Source organism: Sphingopyxis sp. 113P3 (genome assembly GCF_001278035.1).
Lineage (GTDB): Bacteria > Pseudomonadota > Alphaproteobacteria > Sphingomonadales > Sphingomonadaceae > Sphingopyxis.
Genome location: NZ_CP009452.1, coordinates 3,790,103 through 3,809,007, shown reverse-complemented (window position 1 = coordinate 3,809,007; position 18,905 = coordinate 3,790,103). Strand labels below are relative to the sequence as shown.

18 protein-coding genes are annotated in these 18,905 nt (G+C 64.6%); 13 read left to right on the top strand and 5 right to left on the bottom strand.

Going from position 1 to position 18,905, the window contains the following annotated elements:
• Positions 1–40: 40 nt before the first annotated feature.
• The 3 genes from LH20_RS18450 to LH20_RS18440 are packed head-to-tail and all read right to left on the bottom strand — an operon-like array spanning position 41 to position 2,813.
• Entirely contained in the window at positions 41–1,021 is a 981-nt protein-coding gene (locus LH20_RS18450; RefSeq protein ID WP_053555485.1) for an alpha/beta hydrolase, read from the bottom strand.
• The gene (locus LH20_RS18445; protein ID WP_053555484.1) at positions 1,018–1,437 is read right to left on the bottom strand and encodes a cupin domain-containing protein; all 420 of its coding nucleotides are present in this window, start codon (positions 1,435–1,437) and stop codon (positions 1,018–1,020) included. Before LH20_RS18445 ends, LH20_RS18450 begins: the two co-directional genes overlap by 4 nt.
• The gene (locus tag LH20_RS18440; RefSeq protein WP_053555483.1) at positions 1,434–2,813 is read right to left on the bottom strand and encodes a pectate lyase family protein; all 1,380 of its coding nucleotides are present in this window, start codon (positions 2,811–2,813) and stop codon (positions 1,434–1,436) included. Before LH20_RS18440 ends, LH20_RS18445 begins: the two co-directional genes overlap by 4 nt.
• Positions 2,814–3,088: 275 nt before the next feature.
• Here LH20_RS18440 and LH20_RS18435 point away from each other — a divergent pair, with 275 nt between their 5' ends.
• Together LH20_RS18435 and LH20_RS18430 are read left to right on the top strand one after the other, a co-directional pair.
• Entirely contained in the window at positions 3,089–5,869 is a 2,781-nt protein-coding gene (locus tag LH20_RS18435; RefSeq protein WP_053556370.1) for a TonB-dependent receptor, read from the top strand.
• Positions 5,870–5,963: 94 nt separating this feature from the next.
• The gene (locus LH20_RS18430; protein WP_053555482.1) at positions 5,964–7,559 is read left to right on the top strand and encodes a family 43 glycosylhydrolase; all 1,596 of its coding nucleotides are present in this window, start codon (positions 5,964–5,966) and stop codon (positions 7,557–7,559) included.
• A gap of 21 nt (positions 7,560–7,580) precedes the next feature.
• Here LH20_RS18430 and LH20_RS18425 read toward each other — a convergent pair whose 3' ends face one another.
• On the bottom strand, positions 7,581–8,639 hold the full coding sequence (locus LH20_RS18425; protein WP_053555481.1) for a LacI family DNA-binding transcriptional regulator: 1,059 nt from the start codon (positions 8,637–8,639) through the stop codon (positions 7,581–7,583).
• Between the two features lie 170 nt (positions 8,640–8,809).
• Between LH20_RS18425 and LH20_RS18420 the strand changes: the two genes are divergently transcribed.
• Complete coding sequence (locus LH20_RS18420; RefSeq protein WP_053555480.1) at positions 8,810–9,598, top strand: 2-keto-4-pentenoate hydratase; 789 nt, start codon at positions 8,810–8,812, stop codon at positions 9,596–9,598.
• Between the two features lie 30 nt (positions 9,599–9,628).
• Positions 9,629–10,945, top strand: a complete 1,317-nt coding sequence (locus LH20_RS18415; protein WP_053555479.1) for an MFS transporter — start codon at positions 9,629–9,631, stop codon at positions 10,943–10,945.
• A 9-nt stretch (positions 10,946–10,954) separates the two neighbouring features.
• Here LH20_RS18415 and LH20_RS18410 read toward each other — a convergent pair whose 3' ends face one another.
• Positions 10,955–11,839: a LysR family transcriptional regulator gene (locus LH20_RS18410; protein ID WP_053556369.1), complete on the bottom strand. Its 885-nt coding sequence runs from the start codon at positions 11,837–11,839 to the stop codon at positions 10,955–10,957.
• 98 nt (positions 11,840–11,937) lie between these two features.
• Here LH20_RS18410 and LH20_RS18405 point away from each other — a divergent pair, with 98 nt between their 5' ends.
• The 9 genes from LH20_RS18405 (at position 11,938) to mmsB (ending at position 18,876) form a co-directional block, all read left to right on the top strand.
• Positions 11,938–13,431 carry a CoA-acylating methylmalonate-semialdehyde dehydrogenase gene (locus LH20_RS18405; protein WP_053555478.1) on the top strand — a complete coding sequence of 498 codons (1,494 nt, stop codon included), beginning with the start codon at positions 11,938–11,940 and terminating at the stop codon, positions 13,429–13,431.
• Between the two features lie 65 nt (positions 13,432–13,496).
• Positions 13,497–14,036, top strand: coding sequence for a hypothetical protein (locus LH20_RS18400; protein WP_053555477.1), 540 nt, complete (start codon positions 13,497–13,499; stop codon positions 14,034–14,036).
• Positions 14,037–14,065: 29 nt separating this feature from the next.
• Entirely contained in the window at positions 14,066–14,371 is a 306-nt protein-coding gene (locus LH20_RS18395) for an I78 family peptidase inhibitor (protein ID WP_053555476.1), read from the top strand.
• A complete protein-coding gene (locus LH20_RS18390) occupies positions 14,364–14,765 on the top strand; it encodes a RidA family protein (protein ID WP_235527021.1) in 402 nt (133 codons plus the stop codon). Before LH20_RS18395 ends, LH20_RS18390 begins: the two co-directional genes overlap by 8 nt.
• Positions 14,762–15,907, top strand: coding sequence for an acyl-CoA dehydrogenase family protein (locus LH20_RS18385; protein WP_053555474.1), 1,146 nt, complete (start codon positions 14,762–14,764; stop codon positions 15,905–15,907). The genes LH20_RS18390 and LH20_RS18385 overlap by 4 nt, the downstream gene beginning before the upstream one ends.
• Positions 15,904–16,950 carry an enoyl-CoA hydratase/isomerase family protein gene (locus LH20_RS18380; RefSeq protein ID WP_053555473.1) on the top strand — a complete coding sequence of 349 codons (1,047 nt, stop codon included), beginning with the start codon at positions 15,904–15,906 and terminating at the stop codon, positions 16,948–16,950. The genes LH20_RS18385 and LH20_RS18380 overlap by 4 nt, the downstream gene beginning before the upstream one ends.
• A gap of 17 nt (positions 16,951–16,967) precedes the next feature.
• Positions 16,968–17,750 (top strand): enoyl-CoA hydratase-related protein, encoded by a 783-nt coding sequence (locus LH20_RS18375; RefSeq protein ID WP_053556368.1) that lies wholly within the window; start codon positions 16,968–16,970, stop codon positions 17,748–17,750.
• Entirely contained in the window at positions 17,747–18,004 is a 258-nt protein-coding gene (locus LH20_RS18370) for a hypothetical protein (protein WP_053555472.1), read from the top strand. Before LH20_RS18375 ends, LH20_RS18370 begins: the two co-directional genes overlap by 4 nt.
• Entirely contained in the window at positions 18,001–18,876 is an 876-nt protein-coding gene (gene mmsB / locus LH20_RS18365) for a 3-hydroxyisobutyrate dehydrogenase (RefSeq protein ID WP_053555471.1), read from the top strand. Before LH20_RS18370 ends, mmsB begins: the two co-directional genes overlap by 4 nt.
• The last annotated feature ends 29 nt before the right edge of the window (positions 18,877–18,905 follow it).

Here is an 18,905-nt window from a genome sequence, read left to right as displayed (position 1 = left end):
TCTGGCCTTGCTTCGCTTCCCAGCGAATTCTGCCGTAGTGTCAGACAATCTGGTGGCTTTCCAGCCAGTTCCACAGCAGCTCGGGCCAGGTGGCCACCGGCAGTCCCGCCGCCTTCATCAGCCCGAAGCCATGCCCGCCCCGCTCGAAGATATGGGTTTCGCACGGAGCCCCGACCTTGCGCGCCGCATCGCGCAGCCGCAGGCTGTTCTCGACCTTGACGATTTGATCATCCTCGGCGTGGACCAGCCACAGGGGCGGCTGGTCGGGACGCGCGTTACGCTCGGGCGAGTAGAGCGTCTCCCGCGCCGCATCGGGGCTCGCGCCGAGCAGTTTCTCGCGGCTGCCCGGATGGGCGATCGCGGGGTCCATCGATACCACGGGATAGATGCCGGCGAGCAGGTCGGGACGTGCCGGTAGCGCGTCGGCGGCGTCAATCGCTGCATAGACGGGAGTATCGAAGCGTGTGAGCAGGCTGGTTGCGACATGGCCGCCCGCCGAAAAGCCGCCGAAAGCAACGCGTGCGGGATCGATCCCGTCCGCGCCTGCGCGGCTGCGCACCAGCCGCATCGCGCGCTGCGCGTCGGCGAGCGGGACGTCGGCGCCATTTTCCCAGCCGTCGCCTGGAAGACGATAGAAGAGCACGTAGGCGGTGACGCCTCGCGCCGCGAGCCAGCGCGCAAGCTCATAGCCCTCCTTGTCGATCACGACATAGCGATAGCCGCCCCCGGGGGCGAGGATCACCCCCGCGCCGTTGGGCTTTGCCGGACGGAAGATGTCGAGCCTGGGCCGGACGACATGCTCGATCATCCGGTCGCTTGCCTGTGTCTCCTCGCTGCGCTGCACGACGCGCTCGGTAAGTCGCGTGGGCCAAGCGAGATGGCGGCCGGGCCAGAGGGCGATACTGGCATCGGGCGCGAGGCCAGCGGGCCGCGTCCAGACCTCCTTCGTACCCGCGGCAGCCACCGATGCGACGGGGAGCGCAAGCCCCGCAGCGAGCAGGCTCCGGCGACCGAGCGTCATTGTCCGGCTTCCGGCGGGTTCGGATAGGCGACGATCACCACCAGCGGTTCGCTTCCCGTCTGCCGGATGCCGACCTTCGCGCCCTTGGAGAGCCATGCAGCCATGCCGGGCCTCAGCGCCTTCTCCTCGCCATCCGAATGGACGATTCCCGTGCCCGAGACGACATAATAGATCTCGTCGTGGGCAATGAGGTGCACGCCGATCGCCGCGCCGACGTGCAGCGCGCGCTTCCTGAATTCGAAGCTGCGCGGGGCCGGGACGGCGTCGCTGATCCGCCATGCGGTCGACATCCCCATCGCGCCATGCGGCGGTGCTTCCTCGCGCACCGTCGCAGCCTCGTCGATTACGACCATTGCAGGAGCAGGCGCCGGCGCTGCGCCGCCGCCTGTGAGCAACAGGGCGAGCAGCGCGCTCATTTCACGCCCCCGCGCGAGTCGAGATCGCGCGCCGACAGATGTTCCTGCGGCATTGGCGCTGTCTGCCCGGGGTAGCGGCCCGATTTCGGTTCCATCGTCGCCAGATCCCACTCGGCCTCGAGGAAGGGGGCGCGCACAGGGGGCTGGACCTTCGGATAGGCACTGACCTCCTTCTCGTCGTCGATGATGTCGCCGCGTCCTTCGGCGATAAAGAAGAGGATGCGGATCTCCTCGGCGTCGCGCGCCCAGGGCCGCGCGCCTGCGGCCGCGAGCAACGAGGTTTCGACGCCCCGTGCCGGCAATATGTCGTAGCCCGCGACCGGTGCGAGTGGGGCCTTGGCGCGAACGAGCTCGGCGCGCGTTTCGCCATAACGGCCGAATTCGGGAAGCGGGTTGCCGTGGCGGTCGACCGCAATATTGTCCTCGCCGTAGAATTGCAGGTCGCCATCTCCGCCGAGCATCAGGAAGGGCAATCCCTCGTCGGTATCGTTGCCGCCGCGCATGACGTTCCCGATCGCGCTAATCTCTCCTGTCACATAATCGTGACCCACCCATTCGAGGTTCATCAGATTATAATGCACGGCGCGGTGCCCCGGATTGTAGATCAGATTGTTGATCATGAGCACCTGCGCCCCGCCCTTCACCAGCGGCGCGCGCTCCACATTATGCGCCCAGATATTGCGATAGAAGACGATGCCGGTGGTGTTGTCGTGGACTAGCGAGCCCTTGCTGTGCTCCCCCTTGGGGTGGCTCGCGTTAGCGAGACCCTCGGCGGCGAGATTGTTCGAGAAGGTGATGTTGTGGCTCGTATTCTTACGCCATTCGGCGAGCGTGGTGCCCTCGAAGCGCGGACCCGAGGCGGACATGTTCTCGTCGATTGCCCACAGGAAGGTGCAGTGATCGACCACAACATTGTACGCGCCGACCGTCGATAGGGCGTCAGCCTCCCACCCGCTTCGCTTGGGCTGGGCGTCGACGCCCGTGTAGACACGCAAATGGCGTATGATCACATCGTGGGTCTTCACATCTATGCCGGTGCGGATCAGCGTGATGCCGGGCCCCGGGGCAGTCTGGCCGGCGATGGTCAGATAAGGCTCGGTGATCGTCAGCGTGTTGCGCCCCATGTCGATCACGCCGCCGACTTCGAAGACGACGATGCGCGGGCCCTTCGCCTCGAGAGCCGCCTTGAACGAGCCGGGCCCGTCGGGCGCGAGCGTTGTGACGCGAATGATTCTGCCGCCGCGTCCGCCGGGTGTTGCCGCTGCTGGTCCGACCGCGCCGGGGAAGGCCCCTCCCGCCGGATCGGCCGCAGGGGCGGGACTGGCGGACAAGATCGGCGCTATCATGAGCGCGGCGAACAACAGCTTTTTCAGCATCGAGTCTCTCCCTCATCACGCATCGCGAAGGGGTCTTGACATAGGCCGCGATATCCTTCAATCATTTTTGACACCGGTTACCTAAACCGGCGATAAAAATGAAAGAGAAGGGGAGAGGGCGCCCCGGGCCGGCCGCATCCGTGCGGGCGGCGCGATTTCGCGAACTCTCTGAGCAGTTACGGACGGCCATCGGGCCGATGGGTATCGTCCAGCAAAGTAACCGGTGTCATTGCCTTGCCAAGCGAGGGAGTGCACTGCGATTGGGAGGAATGACGATGACAGTGAACGCAATGCGGGGCGTGCGCACCCTGACCCGACTGGCCTGCGGCGCTTCGCTCGCCGCCTTGGCAATTGCACCCGCCTTCGCGCAGGACGCCGTGCCCGCAGACGAAATCGTCGTCACGGGTTTCCGGGCATCGCTCGACAAGGCGCTCGACCAGAAGCGCAATTCGACCGGGGCAGTCGATGTGATCGTCGCTGAGGACATTGCGAAATTCCCCGACCAGAATCTTGCCGAATCGCTCCAGCGCATCCCGGGCATCTCGATCCAGCGCGATGCTGGCGAAGGCCGTGCGATTACGGTGCGCGGTCTCGGCGCGCAGTTCACGCGTGTTCGCCTGAACGGCATGGAGACGATCGCGACGTCGACTGACGGCGCGTCAGCGAACCGCGACCGCGCCTTCGACTTCAACGTCTTCGCCTCGGAACTCTTCACCTCGCTCGTGGTCCACAAGACCGCCTCGGCCTCGCTCGACGAAGGATCGCTCGGTGCCGTCGTCGATCTCAACACCGGCAATCCGCTTGGCGGCAAGGAGGGACTAACCCTCGTTGCTTCGGCGCAGGCACGCTACAATGATCTGTCGAAGGATGTCGACCCGCGTCTCGCTGGGCTGATCGGCTGGACCAACGCCGACAGGACCTTTGGCATCTCGGCCTCGATCGCCTGGTCGGACTATACGACGCTCGAACTTGGCAACAACAGCGTCCGCTGGGCGCAATCGCCCTTCCGCAGTGTCGATGGCGTCACCTGTATGACGGGGTCGAACTTTGTCGCCAATCCCTCCGACGCGTGCGTCGAGGTCGCCGAGGCCTTCCATCCGCGCATTCCGCGCTACGGCCTCGTCAGCCACGACCGCGAGCGCCTCGGTGCAACGGCATCGATTCAGTTCGAACCGAGCGAGAACACCAAAATCTCGGTCGACGGCCTCTATTCGACCTTCAAGGAAACGCGGGACGAATATTGGGGAGAGGTGCTGCTGCGCAGCAACGAGCGCGGCATCGATGTCTCCAATTATGTGATCGATGCGAACAACAATCTCGTCTCGGCCGATCTCGACAATGTCTATGTCCGTACCGAACGCTATTCGCGCGAGAGCGAGACCAAATTCTATCAGCTCTCGGCGCGACTTGAGCAGCGGCTGACCGACACGTTCAAGCTCAATTTGCTCGGCGGCTTTTCGAAGTCGAAGGCTGACATTCCGATCGAGACGACGCTCGCGTTCGACGACACCGACGCAACCGGCTATCATTATGATTATACGAACAACAAGTTCCCGCTGCTGAGCTTTGGGGCGGGGATCGACGATCCCGCCGCGTTCGAGCTCGCCGAATTCCGCGATCGCCCATCCTTCCTCACCAACAAGTTCAAGACCTTCGCCGCCGATTTCGAGTGGGACGTTGCGGATCGTTTCAAGATGCTCGGCGGCGGTTTTTATCGTCAGTTCGACTTCGACACGGTCGGTTATCGCCGCGACAGCACCTATTGCGCGGCCTTTACCTGCGCGCCAGGAACCGGCGGGCTTCCCGTCACGCCCGACATTGCCGAGCTATTCGAACTCGGCAAAGCGGGTCAGCCTTCGGGCAACACCAACGCCTGGATCGTCCCCGACCTCGCCGCCGGGACGGAACTCATCGACCTCTATGGCCGCCCCGCGGTGCTTCAGGAGGGCGAGCAGCGCGCGGTCACCGAGAAAACCTATGGCGGCTGGTTCATGGCCGAGTTCGAGACCGAGCTTCTCGGTATGCGGCTCACCGGCAACGCCGGGGTACGCTATGCAAAGACCGAGCAGAGCTCGTCCGGCTTCACCAGCGGCACCTTCGTCACGGTCGATCGGACCTATGACGACTGGCTGCCGTCGTTCAACCTCAACCTCCACCCGACCGACAACATCATCCTGCGCGGCGCGATTGCAAAGGTCATCACGCGGCCGACGCTCGGCAGCTTGACTCCGGGAGGCTCGGTCGATCAGTTCAACTTTCGCATCACCTCGGGCAATCCCTTCCTCGACCCCTATCGCGCCACGACGTTCGACCTTGCGGCCGAATGGTATTTCGCGCCGGGGGCGATCGCCTCGGTCGCTCTGTTCGCCAAGGATATCGAAAGCTTCCCGATTTCGACCTCGCTGCAGGGCACCTATGCCTCGAGCGGACTGCCGCTCTCGCTCCTCACGCCGGGCACCCCCGCCTATGACGCGGTGGTCGGCGGAAGCGATCCAAACCGCCAGTTCGAGTTTCGCACTACCGGCAACGGCCCGGGCGCGAACCTGAAGGGCGTCGAATTCTCGCTGCAGCTGCCCTTCTCGGTCTTTTCGGACTCGCTTCGTCACTTCGGCGTGCTCGGGAACGCGACCTTCGTGAAGAGCGATGTCGACTACAGCATCTCGGGGCCGCTGGCTTATAATCCCGTCACGAACAGGCTGGAGGCCCAGCCCAACGGCACCTACACTCAGCCTCTGCTTGGCCTTGCCAAGCGGGCGTGGAACGCGACCGTCTATTATGATGATGGCAAGCTTTCGGTGCGCACCTCGGCCGCGTGGCGTTCGGGCTACAACGACAGCACGAGCGGCAACAACAATATCTTCGAAGGCTATGGCAGCTCGTTCAACCTCGACGCTTCGATCCGCTACGCGCTGACCGAGCAGATCGAACTGTCGATCGAGGGCACCAATTTGACCGACGATTATCGCTATCGCTTCAACGACATCTTCGCGAACCGCAATTACGAGAATAATCACTATGGCCGCACTTTCCTGTTCGGGGCGCGGTTCAAGATCTGATTATTTCGAAGATTATCCCCCCTCGAGGCCCGGTCTTGTCATGTGCAGGGCCGGGCCCTTTTTTCTCGGAGGAAATGTGACGGGTCGCCGCGACATGATCAAGCTGGCGGGAGCGGGTCTCCTCGGCTCGCCGTTCGTGCCCGGGGCCGGGCATGCGGCAGAAAAGGTGCACCCGTCATCCTGTCCTCCGACCGCGCCGGCGCGATGGGCGCGCGGGCTCGACGGCCAGCGCAAGGCCGATCTTGGCGATGGGCGTTTTCTCAATCCGGTCATGACCGGCGATCATCCCGACCCTTCGATTCTGAAGGACGGGCGCGATTATTACATGACCTTCTCGACCTTCGATTCCTATCCGGGGCTCGTCATCTGGCATTCGCGCGACCTCGTGAACTGGCGTCCGCTCGGACCCGCGCTCACTCGCAATATCGGATCGGTCTGGGCACCCGAACTCTGCAAGCACGGCGGGCGCTATTATCTCTACATCCCGACCAAGGATCCGAACACAAGCTGGGTCATCTGGTCCGAGCGCATCGAGGGGCCGTGGAGCGAGCCCGTCGACCTTGATCTGCCGAACCACATCGACCCCGGCCATGCGGTCGGCGAGGACGGGTCGCGCTGGCTCTTTCTGTCGGGCGGCGACCGGGTGCGCCTGTCGGACGATGGGCTTCGCCGCATGGGCGAGCCCGAGCATGTCTATGACCCCTGGCATTATCCCGCCGACTGGGTGGTCGAGGGATTCTCGCCCGAAGGGCCGAAAATCCTGCGGCACGGAGACTGGTTCTACATGATCACCGCAGTGGGCGGGACCGCGGGGCCGCCTACGGGACATATGGTGATCGCGGCGCGCTCGCGTTCGATTCACGGGCCGTGGGAGAACTGTCCTCACAATCCGATCGTCCGTACGCAGTCGCCCGGCGAGACATGGTGGTCGCGCGGCCATGCGACGCTCGTCGAAGGCCCGGCGGGCGACTGGTGGAGCGTCTATCATGGCTATGAGGCGGGCTTCTGGACACTTGGCCGGCAGACCCTGCTCGATCCGGTCGAATGGACGGCCGACGGCTGGTTCCGAATGACCGGCGGCGACCTGTCGCGGCCGCTCGCCAAGCCTGCAGGCGGCGCCCGGGGGCCGCACGGCATGGCTCTTTCCGACGATTTCGCCTCGCTCGATCTCGGTGCCAAGTGGAATTTCTTCCGCCCCGCCCCCGACGAGCGTAGCCGTGCCCGGGTCGAGAGCGGCGCCCTCATCCTCAAGGGGCGCGGTTCTGCGCCGGTCGATTCATCGCCGCTGCTCCTGATCGCGGGCGACCAGGCTTACCGCTTCGAATGCGACATCGAGATTGCGGCGGGCGGTACCGCGGGACTGATCCTCTTCTACGATGATCGTCTCTATTGCGGGCTCGGCTTCGATGCCGAGCGCTTCGTCACCCATCAATATGGCATCGAACGCGGCCGCCCCGCCAATCCGCACGGGCGGCGGATGCGGATGCGCGTCACCAACGACCGCCATATCGTGACCTACGACACCAGCGGCGATGGCGGAAAAACCTGGCTACGCTTCGACCGCGGCATGGAGGTGTCAGGCTACCACCACAATGTCCGCGGCGGCTTCCTGATGCTCCGGCCCGGCCTCTATTCGGCGGGCGAGGGCGAGGCGCACTTTTCAAACTTCACCTTCCGCGCGCTCGGCTGACGGGGTGCTGCGCGGCGCCCGCTAGGCTTTTCCGGCGGGCGGCGCTACCGACTGGCGCTCGACGAAGGTCGAGGCGAGAACCGGGCTTTCGCCTTCGGGGATGCGTGCATTCGGACCCAGAAAATCGGCAACCAGCGTGCGCGCGGCGCGCACCCCCATGTCGCGGATCGGCCAGCGTACGGTGCTCAGCGTCGGCCAGATATGCGTCGCCGTCGGTGAATCATCGAAGCCGATGATCGACAGCTCGCCGGGCACCGCAATGCCCTTGCCGTGCGCGACGCTCATCACCCCCGCTGCCATTTCGTCGTTCGAACAGAAGATGGCGGTCGGCGGCTCGGCGAGCGAGAGCAGTTTTTCGCCCGCCTCGATCCCGGCGGTGTAGCGGTAATTGCCCGGCGCATAATGCTCGTCGGCAAGGCTCAGCCCCGCGTCGGCCAGCGCCTCGCGAAACCCCTTTTCGCGCTCGGCGGCAGAGCGGAAGCCCGCCGGACCGCGCACGAATCCGATTCGCCGATGGCCGAGAGCGATGAGGCGTCGCACCGCTTCGCCGACCACTTCCCGGTCATTCGACGACACGCAATGCTTCGCATCGTCGAGCAGCGCCGACCCGACGCGAACATAGCGTACGCCAAGATCCTCGCAGAGCCTCGCAAGCTCATCGTTCTCCGAAATCGGCGGCAGCAGCATCGCGCCGATCGGCCGCTGCTTTTCAAGGAAGGTGCGCACATCGTCGAGCATCTTGTCGGACCCGCGATCAACCGGCCGCACGAGCAGCGCGAGGTCGCTGTCCTTGATCGCATCGAGCACACCCTGCTGGAAGTTCAGCACGGTCTGCGCGTTGGGATTGTCGTGCAGCAGCGCGATCAGGAAATTGCGTCGAAAGGCGAGCGCGCGCGCCTGCGGATTGGGAACGAAGCCCAGCGTCTCGATCGCTTTCTGAACCGCGATCCGCGTCTTTTCACTGATGAATTCGGAGCGGTTGATGACGCGGCTGACGGTCTTTTTGGAAACCCCCGCGAGCGCCGCCACATCATTGATGGTTGGTTGTTTGCCGCCCTGTCCGCCCGTGCGCGCCGCCATATCGTCCGCTTTCTCTTCGCCGAGCCGCCAAACCCCCTGAAAGTACCTGCCCGGTCGAAATCCTAGTGAGCGTTCGCGGGCGCAAAATCAACCGGGGAGCCATGGCTATTCGCTTGCTTTTGACACCGGTGTCTTTTAGATCCTCTTCACCGAAAAGGGAAATCACGACAATGCGGGCGACCAACGAACAGGAAAATGTGGCCAAGGCGTTCGTCGCCGCGCGCACCAAAAAGACACCGCTTACCCTTTATCCCGGGGTTGTGCCCGAGACGATGGCGGAGGCCTATGCAATCCAGGACGCAGCGATCGCGCTCGACGGGCGCCGCATCGGCGGCTGGAAGGTCGGGCGGATAGCGGCCCCGCTGGCCGAGCGCTATGGCGACAACCGGCTGACGGGTCCCATCTTCGCCGACGAGATCGTCGATGGAAGCGCCGGGGAATGCCCGGCGATGCCCGTCTATGAGAAGGGGTTCGCGGCGGCCGAGGCGGAAGTGCTGCTCTGCCTCGGTGAAGTCGGCGACGGCGTATGGGACCTCGAATCGGTCAAGGATCTGGTTATCGAGCTTCGCACCGGGATCGAGATTGCAAGCTCGCCCTTTCGCGAGATCAACGATCATGGGCCCGCGGTGACGGCGTCCGACTATGGCAATAACAAGGGACTGGTGCTCGGCCCGGCGATTGCAGGCTGGCGTGAGCGCGATCTCTTGGCGATGCCGGTCGAATTTCGCATCGACGCGGAACGCGTCGGCGCGGCAACAATGGAAACGATGCTCGACGGTCCGTTCGGCGCGGCGCTCTTTCTGATCCGCACATTGCGCGCACGCGGCATCGCGATCGCACCCGGCACATGGGTGTCGACCGGTGCAATCACCGGCGTCCACGAGATTCGGCCGGGCCAGCGGGCCGAGGCGCTGTTCGACGGACAGATTTGCGTCGGCTGCACGATCGAAAGCCTTTAGACAGATCAAGAGAAAAGACGGGAGAGACATATGGCGCAGGGCCTCGCAGACGCAGCGGATCCGCCGCCGGTGCCCCGAGCGGGCCGCTATCGCTGGACGATCATTGCGCTTCTGTTTGCAGCGACGACGGTCAACTATATCGACCGGACGATGCTCGGCCTCCTCGCGCCGATGCTGGGTGACGATCGCGGCTGGACGGAGAACGACTACGGCAACATCGTTACCGCGTTCCAGGCCGCCTACGCCCTTGGCTATCTGTTCATGGGCTGGCTGATCGACCGTTTCGGCCCCCGCATCGGCTACGCGATCGCGATCACCATCTGGACGATCGGCCATGTCGCCCACGGTTTTGCAGGTTCGGTCGTCTCGTTCATGTTCGCGCGCGCCATGCTCGGCGTCGGCGAGGCCGGGCATTTCCCGGCTGTCGTTCGTGCGTCGAGCGAATGGTTCCCGCAAAAGGAGCGTGCCTATGCGATCGGCTGGGTCAACAGCGCGACGACGATTGGCGTGATCCTGACGGCGCCGGCTATCTCGCTGATGATGGTGGGGATGGGGTTCGACTGGCGCGAAACCTTCATCTACTCGGGACTCGTCGGCGTTGTCCTCCTCGTCCTGTGGCTCTGGAAGTACAGCAATCCGCGCGACACCGGCCGTGTGAGCGAGGGCGAGCTTGCCTGGATCGAGCACGATCCGCCAGAGCAGGTGGAAAAGATCGGCTGGGGCCGCGTCGTCACCAAGCGCGAGGCCTGGGCCTTTGCGATCGGCAAATTTCTGACCGACCCGGTCTGGTTCCTGATGCTCTTCTGGCTGCCCAAATATTTCGCCGATACCTATGACGTCGATCTGAAGATCGTGCTGCTGCCCATGATCATCATGTACCTTCTGTCCGACGCCGGCAGCATCATTGGCGGCTGGGTGTCTTCGAAGCTGATTCATTCCGGGCGCAGCGTCAACTTCGCCCGCAAGGCTACGATGCTCGGCGCCGGTTGCTGCGTGCTGCCTTTGCTCTTCGTCTCCGGGCTCGACAATATGTGGCTCGCGGTGGTTCTGATCGGCATCGCGCTTGCGGGGCATCAGGCATTTTCATCGACCATCCTGACCATCCCGCCCGACATGTTCCCAAAACGCGCGGTGGGATCGGTGATCGGTCTCGGCGGCTTCGCGGGCGGGGTCGGCGGGATGATCATGGCGAAATCGACCGGCCTCGTTCTTGACGCGACGGGCGGCAATTACACCATCATTTTTGCGGCCTGCACCGTGGTCTACTTCCTCGCCGTCGGCGCGATCCACCTGCTCAGCCCGCGGCTGGCGCAAGTGACGGTTGGGAGCGAAATGTCGGCGCCGTGATGGCGAGGGTTACGACGGGACCAGCACGTCGCGCCCTTCGCGCACCCGGGCATCGAGCCAGTCGATGAAGGCGCGGATCCGCGGCTGCGGCGCGACGTCGCGGTGAAGTGCGAGCCAGAAGCTGCGCCCGATTGTCTGATCGCGGCGCACGCGCACCAGCGCGGGGTCCTCGGCAGCGAGGAAGCAGGGCAGCACCCCGACCCCCGCGCCGCTCGCGATCATGCGTCGTTGCGCGAGGATCGAGGAAGAGCGTACTGTGGCGCGCAGCCCGGGCTCGATCTCGCCCAGATAGTCGAGTTCGGGCGCATAGAGAATGTCGGGCATATAGCCGATCACGGCGATCCCCGCGCGCGAAAGCGGCGCCCGTTCGACCGCATCCTTCCAGTCCGGCCGGTCCGCCGGGGCGTAGAGGCCAAGGCTGTAATCGGCGAGCTTGCGCGTCAGGAGCGGCCCTTTGCGCGGCCGCGCGAGCAGCACCGCCATGTCGGCTTCGCGCCGCGAGGGATTGAGAAAGCCCGATGAGGCGACAAGATCGATCTCGATCTCGGGATGCGCGGCAACGAAAGCCGCAAGCCGCGGCGCGATAAAGCTGCTTCCGAAGCCTTCGGAGACGCTGATGCGAAGCTGCCCCGACAGGTCGGAGCGCCCCTCGGCGCGGTGAATGCGCGCCGCCGCAGCTGCCATCGCCTCGGCGTGCGGCAAAAGGGCACGGCCTGCCGCGGTCAAGGCAAAGCCCGCGGGTGCGCGTTCGAACAGGGTCTGCTGGAGATCGGCCTCGAGGCTGCTCACCCGCCGGCTGACCGTCGTCGGGTCGACGTGCAGGGCCTGCGCGGCGCGCGCCAATGTGCCATGATGCGCGACCGACAGGAAATATTGCAGCTTGTCCCAATCCATGGCCTGCGAATATGCAGCATCATGCTGCAAGTCTATCCCTTGCAATCGGCCCGGTCTTCGTCTGTTGCGGACCGCAAGGACATTCGGGAGACTTGATTATGCGACAGATCGACCATCATATCGTCGGCGGTGCCGGCGGCAGCTCGCGCAAGGGCGATGTTTTCGATCCGAACAATGGCGGCGTGCAGGCCGCGGTGGCGCTCGGCGACGCGGCGCTCCTCGACCGGGCAGTCGCGGCGGCGAAAGCGGCGCAGCCGGCCTGGGCTGCGGTCAATCCGCAGCGCCGTGCGCGCGTCATGTTCGACTACAAGCGCCTCGTCGAGGCCCATATCGAAGAACTCGCCGAACTGCTGGCGAGCGAGCATGGCAAGGTTGTCGCCGACGCGCGCGGCGACGTGCAGCGCGGGCTCGATGTCATCGAATTCTGCTGCGGCATCCCGCACGTGCTGAAGGGTGAATATACGCAGGGTGCCGGCCCCGGCATCGACGTCTACTCAATGCGCCAGCCGATCGGGATCGGCGCGGGCATAACCCCTTTCAACTTCCCCGCGATGATCCCGATGTGGATGTTCGGCCCAGCGATCGCGACGGGCAACGCCTTCATCCTGAAGCCCAGCGAGCGCGATCCGAGCGTGCCGGTGCGGCTCGGCGAACTGATGCTCGAGGCGGGGCTGCCCGAGGGCATCTTGCAGGTGGTGCACGGCGACAAGGAAATGGTCGATGCGATTCTCGACCATCCCGATATCGGCGCAGTCAGCTTCGTCGGTTCGTCTGACATCGCCCATTATGTCTACAATCGCGGTGTCACGAACGGCAAGCGCGTGCAGGCAATGGGCGGGGCAAAGAACCACGGTATCGTCATGCCCGACGCCGACCTCGACCAGGTGGTGAACGACCTCACCGGCGCCGCCTTCGGCTCAGCCGGCGAGCGCTGCATGGCGCTGCCGGTCGTCGTGCCGGTCGGCGAGGACACCGCGAACCGGCTTCGCGAAAAGCTGGTGCCCGCGATCGAGGCGCTGCGCGTTGGCGTGTCCACCGATGCCGAGGCCCATTACGGCCCCGTTGTTTCGGCCGCCCACAAGGCGAAGGTCGAAGGCTGGATCCAGAAATGCGCCGAGGAGGGGGCCGAGCTGGTCATCGATGGTCGCGGTTTCACGCTTCAGGGGCATGAGGACGGCTTCTTCGTAGGGCCGACGCTCTTCGACCATGTCACCCCCGACATGGAAAGCTACAAGGAAGAAATTTTCGGCCCCGTCCTTCAGATCGTCCGCGCCGCTGATTTCGAAACCGCGCTCGAGCTGCCGTCAAGGCACCAATATGGCAACGGCGTCGCCATCTTCACGCGTAATGGCCACGCGGCACGTGAATTCGCCCAGCGGGTCAATGTCGGGATGGTCGGCATCAACGTGCCTATCCCGGTGCCCGTTGCCTATCACACCTTCGGCGGCTGGAAGCGCTCGGCCTTCGGCGACACCAACCAGCACGGTATGGAAGGCGTCAAATTCTGGACCAGGATCAAGACGGTCACCGCGCGTTGGCCCGACGGGGGCGGCGACGGGTCGAACGCATTCGTCATCCCGACCATGGGCTGAGAGGTCGGGCAGGCGATGAAACCGCGCCGTCGCAGAGGCATTCTTCTGTCCGAAGGAGAAGAAGGATGATGCGTTGGATGATGCCGGCCTCGCTACTGATGCTCGCCGCGTGCAGCGGCGGCCAGGATGAGAAACAGCCCGCGCAGACCGCCGAAGGATCGGCGCCGGCGCCCGCCGCTGAACCGGCGGAGCCCCCGCCGGCAGCGGCGGGCGCGGACATCGCCTACACGCCTGACCCGTCGGTGGCGCCTCCCGCCGCGCCCGATCCAGGCATCGGCAGCGGCGAGAAGGCAATTCCGGCGGCGATCCAGGGGCGCTGGGCGCTCAAGGGAGCCGATTGCACGGCCCCCCGCGGGAGCGACCTCACTGCGCTGGTAATCGACGGCAAAACGCTGCGCTTCTTCGAATCCGCTGGCGAGCTTGCCCGGGTGCGCGATCGCAGCGCGAATCGCATTATCGCCGATTACAAATTCAGCGGCGAAGGCGAGGAATGGGACCGACTGATGCTGCTTGCGGTCGAGGACGGCGGCAAGCTGCTGTTCCGCCGCGATTATGGCGAGGGTGCCGCAGCCGAACCGATGCGCTATACGCGCTGCGCCGCCTAAGCGGTGATGGATGAGAGGGAGTTGATCGGATGAACAGTCGCTGGATCGCAATCGCCGCCGCCCTGCCGCTTGCCGCGTGCGCCGCGGGCGAGGCCACAACCGGATCAACGCCGCCTCCGCCGCCCGCCGAAATGACCTGTAACGCCGACGCGGTGCAGTCCTATGTCGGCCAGACAGCGGCGGCCGAAGTGGGCGGCGCGATCCTAAAGGCCGCGGGTGCACGTACGCTGCGCTGGGCCCCGCCGCGCTCCGCGATGACGATGGACTATCGCCAGGACCGGGTGAACGTCATGTACGATGACGCCTACAAGATCACGCAGATCAGCTGTGGTTGAGAGCTCGCGCCAAACGCACAGTTCCGCCTCCCCTTATGAACCTGTCTACGGCTACAGCCGGGCGGTTCGGGTGGGCAACCGCATCGACGTCGCGGGCTGCGCGCCGATCGAGCCCGACGGCTCCTCGACCGTGGGCGATGCCGGCGTGCAGGCTGCGCGCTGCCTGACGATCATCAGCGAAGCACTCGCCGCGCTCGGCAGCCATCCTGCCGATGTCGTGCGCACCCGTATGTATATTACCGACCCCGCCGATGCCGACCTTGTCGGCCGCGCCCATGGCGCAATGTTCGGCGACATCCGCCCCGCCGCGACGATGGTCGTCGTGTCGGCGCTGCTTCGTCCCGAATGGAAAGTCGAAATCGAGGCCGAGGCCGTTATTGAGAAAAGAGCATGACCGACCAGTTTCAACTCACCGATGACCAGCTTGCCATTCAGGATATGGCCCGCAAATTCACCGCCGACGCGATCACACCGCACGCTGCGGAGTGGGACGAAAAGGGACATTTCCCGCGCGACGTGATCAAGCAGGCGGCGGAGCTAGGCTTCGCGGCGATTTATGTCAGCGAGGAATCGGGCGGCATCGGCCTCGGCCGGCTCGAAGCGGCGCTGATCATGGAAGCCATGGCCTATGGTTGCCCCGCGACAAGTGCTTTCGTCTCCATTCACAATATGGCGAGCTGGATGATCGACCGATTTGGCGGCGATGCGGTGAAGGCGAAATTCCTCCCCGATCTTGTCACCATGGACAAGATGGCAAGCTATTGCCTCACCGAACCGGGCTCGGGCTCGGACGCGGCAGCGCTCAAGACGACGGCGAAGCTTGAAGGCGATCACTATGTCGTCAATGGCACCAAGCAGTTCATCTCGGGCGCGGGGGTGAACGACATCTATGTGACAATGGTGCGCACCGGGCAGCCAGGGCCCAAGGGCATTTCGTGCCTCGTCATTGAAAAGGACATGGAAGGCGTCAGCTTCGGTGCGAAGGAGCGCAAGCTTGGCTGGAACGCCTCCCCCACGGCGCAGGTCATCCTCGATAATGTGAAGGTCCCTGTCGAGAATCGCGTCGGGGCCGAGGGCGACGGATTCCGCTTCGCAATGGCGGGGCTCGACGGGGGCCGGCTCAATATCGGGGCCTGCTCGCTCGGCGGGGCGCAGCGCTGCCTCGACGAAGCGATTGGCTATACCAAGGATCGTCAGCAGTTCGGGCAGCCGATTTCCGATTTCCAAAATACCCAGTTCATGCTCGCCGACATGGCGACCGACCTCGAGGCCGCGCGCGCCTTGCTTTATCTCGCCGCGGCCAAGGTCACCGCGAATGCCCCCGACAAGTCCCGTTTCTCGGCCATGGCGAAGCGGCTTGCGACCGACAATGGCAGCGCGGTGGTCGACCGCGCCCTCCAGCTTTTCGGCGGCTATGGCTATTTGAAGGATTATCCGATCGAGCGCTTCTGGCGTGACCTGCGCGTTCACTCGATCCTCGAGGGGACCAATCAGGTGATGCGGATGATTGTGGGAAGGGACCTGCTGCGCCAATGACCGAAGATGTTCTGATTTCCGTGGAGGGCCGCATCGGCCGCCTGTCTCTCAACCGGCCGAAGGCGATCCACGCCCTCAACCTGCCGATGTGCGAGGCCATGATCGAGGCGCTTGTGGCATGGCGCGATGATCCCGCCATCGAGGCGGTCATCATCGACCACAGCGAGGGCCGGGGTTTTTGCGCCGGCGGCGACATCCGCATGCTCGCCGAGAGCGGCGCGAAGGACGGCAAGGAGGCGCGCGCCTTCTTTCACACCGAATATCGCCTCAACCATCTGCTCTTCACCTATCCCAAGCCCGTGGTCGCTTTCATGGACGGGATCACCATGGGCGGCGGTGTGGGCATTTCGCAGCCGGCGAAATATCGCGTCGCGACCGAGCATACCCGCTTTGCGATGCCCGAGACCGGGATCGGTCTGTTCCCCGATGTGGGCGGCGGTTGGTATCTGCCGCGGCTCGAAGGTCGCGTCGGCGTCTTTCTCGCGCTCACCGGCGCGCGGCTCGACGGCGCTGAGTGCCTCGCGCTCGGTCTTGCGACCCACTATCTGCCTTCCGAGCGGGTCGCCGAGGCGAAAGAGCGCATAGCAGCGAATCCTGACCGCATTGGGGGCATATTGGGCGAGCTGTCGGTTACCGCGCCGACTGCCGCGATTACGGGCCGGATCGACAAGATCAATCGCCTGTTCGCGAGCGATCGCTATGAGGACATTCTCGCGGCGTTGGAAAAGGACGGAAGCGAGTGGGCCGCTAAGGAACTCGACGCGCTGAACACCAAGTCGCCCCAGACCTGCAAGGTCGCGCTCCGCCAGCTTCGCGAAGGCGCGGCGATGCCCGACTTCGCCGCCGAGATGGTGCAGGAATATGCGATCGGCAGCCGCGTGGTGCAGATGCACGACTTCCTCGAGGGCGTCCGCGCGCTGATCGTCGACAAGGACAACAGCCCGAAATGGAACCCGCCGAGTGCCGAAGCCGTGAGCGACGAATGGATTGACGCGATCTTTGCGCCGCTGCCGGCTGAAGAGACATGGACGCCGCTCGCGTGAAAACGATGGAGAATAAGATGAGCTACGAAACCATTGTTGTGGAACAGCGCGGCGCGGTCACGCTGGTCACATTGAACCGTCCGCAGGCGCTGAACGCGCTCAATTCGGGCGTGCTCGACGAGCTGATCGCCGCCTTCGCGGCGTTCGAGGCTGACCCGGGCCAGCGCTGCGCTGTGCTCACCGGATCGGGCGACAAGGCGTTCGCAGCGGGTGCCGACATCAAGGAGATGGCCGACAAGCCGGCGGCCGATTTCTATCTTGAGGACTTCTTCTCGAAATGGACCAGCGATTTCGTGAAGAAGGTGAGAAAGCCGTGGATTGCGGCGGTCAACGGCTTCGCGCTCGGCGGCGGCTGCGAGCTTGCGATGATGGCCGACTTCATCATCGCGTCGGAGAAGGCGAAGTTCGGCCAGCCCGAAATCAAGCTTGGCGTTGCGCCTGGCATGGGCGGGTCGCAGCGACTGACCCGTGCAATTGGCAAGGCAAAGGCGATGGAAATGTGCCTTACGGGCCGGATGATGGACGCGGAGGAGGCCGAGCGTTCGGGCCTTGTTGCGCGCGTCGTGCCGCACGAAACGCTCGTCGATGAGGCAGTGAAGACCGCGACGCTGATCGCATCGATGCCGCCAATGGCTGCGATGGTGAACAAGGACATGGTCAACGCCGCCTTCGAAACGACGCTCGACCAAGGGCTGATCTACGAGCGCCGGCTGTTCCAGATTCTCGCTGCGACCGAGGACAAGGCCGAGGGCATGGCCGCCTTCATCGAGAAGCGCGAAGGCGTGTGGAAGGGGCGGTGATCTTCGCTCTCGTCATTCTGGGCATGGGTGCGTTTTTCTGCTGCCTTGCTGTCCTTGGATGGCGCCATCCCAGCGAGGACGGCATCAGCTTGCTCGAAGCGGGCATTCTCGCGGCGACGGGCGAGGAGCCGTTGCCATTGACGCGGTTTGACCGCGCCCTGCAACGCTTCCAGCTCGTGATGATGACCATCTTTGGCCCCCTCATGGTCCTGGTCGGTGGATTCGGATTTCTTTCAGAGATAGGTGCATTATGAAGATTGCTTTCATCGGCCTCGGAAACATGGGCGGCGGGATGGCCGCGAATCTGGCCAAGGCGGGCTACGAGGTCCGCGCCTTCGACCTCAGCGAAGAGGCGCTTGCGCGCGCGGTCGAAGCGGGCTGCACGCGCGTCGCCTCGGCGGCGGAGGCCGTCACCGGCGCCGAAGCCGTCGTGACGATGCTCCCCGCCGGCAAGCATGTCGCGGGCGTCTATGAAAGCGACGTCTTCCCCAGCGCCGCGCCGGGGACGTTGCTGCTCGACTGTTCGACGATCGACGTCGCGACCGCGCGCGCGAATATCGAAGCCGCGACCGCCAGGGGACTCGTCGCGGTCGATGCACCGGTCTCCGGCGGCATTGCCGCGGCGAATGCGGGCACGCTGACGTTCATGGTCGGCGGCACCGACGAGGGCTTCGCGCGGAGCCAGCCGATCCTCGCGAAGATGGGCAAGGCGGTGATCCACGCCGGCGACGCGGGCGCGGGGCAGGCCGCGAAGATCTGCAACAATATGCTGCTCGGCGCTTCGATGATCGCAACGTGCGAAACCTTGGCGCTGGCGCAGAAGCTGGGGCTCGACCCGCAGAAATTCTTCGACATCGCCAGCGTATCGTCGGGGCAATGCTGGTCGCTGACGAGCTATGCACCGCTGCCCGGCGTCGGCCCGTCCACGCCCGCGGACAATGATTACAAGGGTGGCTTCGCAGCGGCGCTGATGCTCAAGGACCTGCGCCTCGCAATGGAAGCGGCGGCAAGCGTCGATGCCGATGTGCCGATGGGAACGAAGGCGCGCGAGCTCTATGAGGCGTTCGTCGCGGCCGATGAGGGCGGTCACGACTTCTCGGCGATCATCCGGACCTTGCAGGGCTGATTGCAAGGCGCTCGGCCCCAAGGCGCGGA

Coding starts and splice junctions, on each gene's coding strand:
- LH20_RS18395 (WP_053555476.1), top strand. CDS start 14,066: ATGAACAGTCGCTGGATCGCAATCGCCGCCGCCCTGCCGCTTGCCGCG.
- LH20_RS18405 (WP_053555478.1), top strand. CDS start 11,938: ATGCGACAGATCGACCATCATATCGTCGGCGGTGCCGGCGGCAGCTCG.
- LH20_RS18380 (WP_053555473.1), top strand. CDS start 15,904: ATGACCGAAGATGTTCTGATTTCCGTGGAGGGCCGCATCGGCCGCCTG.
- LH20_RS18415 (WP_053555479.1), top strand. CDS start 9,629: ATGGCGCAGGGCCTCGCAGACGCAGCGGATCCGCCGCCGGTGCCCCGA.
- LH20_RS18430 (WP_053555482.1), top strand. CDS start 5,964: ATGATCAAGCTGGCGGGAGCGGGTCTCCTCGGCTCGCCGTTCGTGCCC.
- LH20_RS18440 (WP_053555483.1), bottom strand. CDS start 2,813: ATGCTGAAAAAGCTGTTGTTCGCCGCGCTCATGATAGCGCCGATCTTG.
- LH20_RS18445 (WP_053555484.1), bottom strand. CDS start 1,437: ATGAGCGCGCTGCTCGCCCTGTTGCTCACAGGCGGCGGCGCAGCGCCG.
- LH20_RS18425 (WP_053555481.1), bottom strand. CDS start 8,639: ATGGCGGCGCGCACGGGCGGACAGGGCGGCAAACAACCAACCATCAAT.
- LH20_RS18400 (WP_053555477.1), top strand. CDS start 13,497: ATGATGCGTTGGATGATGCCGGCCTCGCTACTGATGCTCGCCGCGTGC.
- LH20_RS18410 (WP_053556369.1), bottom strand. CDS start 11,839: ATGGATTGGGACAAGCTGCAATATTTCCTGTCGGTCGCGCATCATGGC.
- LH20_RS18435 (WP_053556370.1), top strand. CDS start 3,089: ATGACAGTGAACGCAATGCGGGGCGTGCGCACCCTGACCCGACTGGCC.
- LH20_RS18375 (WP_053556368.1), top strand. CDS start 16,968: ATGAGCTACGAAACCATTGTTGTGGAACAGCGCGGCGCGGTCACGCTG.
- mmsB (WP_053555471.1), top strand. CDS start 18,001: ATGAAGATTGCTTTCATCGGCCTCGGAAACATGGGCGGCGGGATGGCC.
- LH20_RS18385 (WP_053555474.1), top strand. CDS start 14,762: ATGACCGACCAGTTTCAACTCACCGATGACCAGCTTGCCATTCAGGAT.
- LH20_RS18450 (WP_053555485.1), bottom strand. CDS start 1,021: ATGACGCTCGGTCGCCGGAGCCTGCTCGCTGCGGGGCTTGCGCTCCCC.
- LH20_RS18420 (WP_053555480.1), top strand. CDS start 8,810: ATGCGGGCGACCAACGAACAGGAAAATGTGGCCAAGGCGTTCGTCGCC.